General features: G+C 74.0%; 4 protein-coding genes. All 4 read left to right on the forward strand.

From position 1 onward, the window contains the following. A partial coding sequence (locus tag WHI96_RS27415; RefSeq protein WP_349302504.1) for a rhodanese-like domain-containing protein occupies positions 1-874 on the forward strand: 874 nt, incomplete at its 5' end. A gap of 34 nt (positions 875-908) precedes the next feature. Beyond that, a complete protein-coding gene (locus tag WHI96_RS27420; RefSeq protein ID WP_100877279.1) occupies positions 909-1,703 on the forward strand; it encodes a sulfite exporter TauE/SafE family protein in 795 nt (264 codons plus the stop codon). 40 nt (positions 1,704-1,743) lie between these two features. Next, positions 1,744-2,139 (forward strand): DUF302 domain-containing protein, encoded by a 396-nt coding sequence (locus tag WHI96_RS27425; protein ID WP_100877280.1) that lies wholly within the window; start codon positions 1,744-1,746, stop codon positions 2,137-2,139. A gap of 62 nt (positions 2,140-2,201) precedes the next feature. After that, positions 2,202-2,417, forward strand: coding sequence for an SHOCT domain-containing protein (locus WHI96_RS27430; RefSeq protein WP_337826777.1), 216 nt, complete (start codon positions 2,202-2,204; stop codon positions 2,415-2,417). The last annotated feature ends 86 nt before the right edge of the window (positions 2,418-2,503 follow it).

Consider the following 2,503-nt stretch of genomic DNA (forward strand, 5'->3'; position numbering starts at 1 on the left):
GCGCGAGGGGGCGCAGGTGGGGCCGACCCCGGGGTTCGGCTGCTTCTGCACCGACAGCCCCGCCTGGGGCAACGACTCCACGGTCGGGCACGAGAAGGAGGTCAATCCCGTGTTGCGGTTGGCCCGCGACGAGTTCGTCCGCCACACGCTGGCCGGGTTGGGTGCCTACCCCGCCTACTACGCGCACATGGGCGCGCTCAACACCGCCGGACCGGCGCCGGTCGACCTGCGCCCGCCGACCATCGCCGACCCGGCCGAGCTGGCGCGCCGCCTGGCCGACGGGGAGTGGGTGGTCGACCTGCGCCACCGCAAGGCCTACCTCGACTCGCACCTCACCGGAACGGTGAGCCTCGGCCTGGACGGGCCGATGGCGACCTGGCTGGGCTGGATGGCCCCCCACGACGCACCGATCACCCTGCTCGGTGAGGACCGCGCGCAGGTCGCGCAGGCCCAGCGTGAGCTGGTCCGTATCGGCGTCGACCACGTCGTGGCCGCCGCCACCGGTGAGCCCGGGGACCTGGCCGACGCGGCCCAGCTGGCTGGGTTGCCGAGCGCGAGTTTCGCCGACCTGGCCGCGGAGCTGTCCGGTCGGCGGGTCGCGGACCTGCCGCCCGCTCAGGTGGTCCTCGACGTCCGGCTGGGCACCGAGTGGGCCGCCTCGCACGTCCGCGGCGCGGTGCACGTCCCGCTGCCCGAGCTGGACGCCCGGCTCGCCGAGGTGCCCGACGGCGCGGTGTGGGTGCACTGCGGCAGCGGCTACCGCGCCACCGCGGCCGCGTCGCTGCTGGCCCGCGCCGGGCGGACGGTGGTGGTCATCGACGACATGTTCGACGACGCCGCGGATGCCGGTGTCCCGCTGACACCCACCTCGTGAGCAGGTCCCGGACCCGTGGCCCAAGGCGGGCACGGTGATCCTCGCCGGCGTGTTCGGCCTGGTCATCGGCGCCGCGCTGGGGCTGCTCGGTGCGGGTGGCTCGATCCTGGCCGTCCCGGCCCTGGTCTACGGGGTCGGCCAACCGGTGGCGGCCGCGGTGTTCGGGTCGCTGCTGGTGGTGTCCGTGTCGGCGGCCGGCGGCGTGGCAGCGAGGTTGCGGTCCGGCATGATCCGGTGGCCGGTAGCGCTGGTGTTCGGCGCGGCGGGCATTCCCACCGCGTTCGCGGGGGCCGCGCTCGGCCGCCTGATCGCCGACCGGTGGCTGCTGGTGGCGTTCTCGGTGCTGATGGTCGTCGTCGCGGCCCGGATGCTGCGCGGCAACCCCGAGGAGGCGACCGGCGGCGCGTGTCGGATCCGCGACGGGCGGGTCGACTGGCGCAGCTGCCTGCCCAAGGCGCTCGCCGCCGGCGCCGGGGTCGGGGTGCTGACCGGGCTGTTCGGGGTGGGGGGCGGTTTCCTCATCGTTCCCGCCCTGACCCTGCTGCTCGGGCTGAGCGCCGCAGAGGCCATCGCCACCTCGCTGGTGATCGTCACGATCACCTCGCTGGCCGGGCTGTCCGCGCACGCCGCCGACGCCGCGAGCGTGGACTACGGCGTGATCGCCGTGTTCGCCGGCGCCGCCCTGCTCGCGTCGCTGGCCGCCGGGCGCGTGGCGAACCAGCTCCCGGCCGCGGCGCTGCGGCGCGGGTTCGCCTACCTGATCCTGGCCGTCGCGGTCGGCGTCGCCGCCGCCGCGCTGCTCGCCCCGGCCGCACTGAGCAGCGGCTGACACACACACGACCGACAACTTGACGAATGGAGCATTCGCAATGGACTACAGCATGACGATCACCCTGGACCTGCCCTACGACCAGGCGGTCCCCGCGGTCAAGGCGGCCCTGGCCGAGCAGGGGTTCGGGGTGCTCACCGAGATCGACGCCCGCGCCACCCTCAAGGAGAAGCTCGACCACGACATGGAGCCCTACGTCATCCTGGGCGCCTGCAACCCCCAGCTCGCCCACCGCGCCCTCGACGTCGACCGGCAGATCGGGCTGCTGCTGCCCTGCAACGTCGTGGTCCGCGCCGACGGCGACGACCGCAGCATCGTCTCCGCCCTGGACCCGCAGGTCATGGTCACCATCCCCGAACGCGAAGACCTGCGCCCCGTCGCGGACGAGGCCGGGGTACGCATCCGGGCCGCACTCGACGCACTCACCAGCGACTGACCCGCAGACCAAAACAGGCACGACGAGACGACGGGAGTGGAACGACCATGATGGACGGCTCGATGATGGGATGGTTCTGGATCTGGCCGGTACTGGTGCTGATCGGCCTGGTGCTGCTGGGCTACCTCGCCTACCGGCTCACCCAGAACCGCCGACCCGGCGCGGACACCGCCGCGGCGGCGGGGCCGACCTCGGCACGGCAGATCCTCGACGAGCGCTACGCCCGCGGCGAGATCGACGACGACGAGTACCGCAAGCGCCGCGACGAGCTGGCGTGACCCCGGCACCGATCAGCCGGCGCCGCGCGATCGTCCTGGGCGGGCTCGGCGCCGCCGCCGTCGCCACCGGTGCGACGGGCTGGATC

The organism is Pseudonocardia tropica (assembly GCF_040105315.1).
Classification (GTDB): domain Bacteria; phylum Actinomycetota; class Actinomycetes; order Mycobacteriales; family Pseudonocardiaceae; genus Pseudonocardia; species Pseudonocardia alni.

What these genes read in the sequence shown, in the direction of transcription:
- WHI96_RS27425 (WP_100877280.1), top strand. Translation starts at nt 1,744, where the DNA reads ATGGACTACAGCATGACGATCACCCTGGACCTGCCCTACGACCAGGCG.
- WHI96_RS27430 (WP_337826777.1), top strand. Translation starts at nt 2,202, where the DNA reads ATGATGGGATGGTTCTGGATCTGGCCGGTACTGGTGCTGATCGGCCTG.